This window comes from Solihabitans fulvus (assembly GCF_008386585.1).
Taxonomy (GTDB): Bacteria; Actinomycetota; Actinomycetes; order Mycobacteriales; family Pseudonocardiaceae; genus Solihabitans; species Solihabitans fulvus.
This window is the reverse complement of record NZ_VUOB01000460.1, coordinates 1-308: the sequence shown is the minus strand read 5'-3', so window position 1 is coordinate 308 and position 308 is coordinate 1. Positions and strand designations below refer to the sequence as shown.

The window sequence follows — 308 nt, the reverse complement described above, 5'->3', positions numbered from 1 at the left end:
GGCCGACCGGCTGCGCGCCGGGCGCACCGAACTGTCCACAGAGGACAGCAGCGTCACCGTCGCGTTCTCCCTGTCCTACCGGCAGCTCTCCGACGACCAGCAGCGCCTGTTCCGGCTGCTGGGCCTGGTCACCGGGCCGGACGTCGACGCGCACGCGGTCGCCGCCCTCGCCGACCTCGACCCGCGCGCCGCCGACCGGCTGCTGGAGGACCTGGTCGACGTGCTCCTGCTCCAGGTACGCACGCCCGGCCGGTATCGCTTCCACGACCTGCTGCGCCGGCACGCCGGGGCGATCGACGCGCGGTCCG

1 pseudogene is annotated in these 308 nt (G+C 75.0%); it reads left to right on the top strand.

Annotated elements, in window-relative coordinates:
• Nucleotides 1–308, top strand: a pseudogene (locus tag F0L68_RS43195) (SARP family transcriptional regulator); the annotation flags it as partial.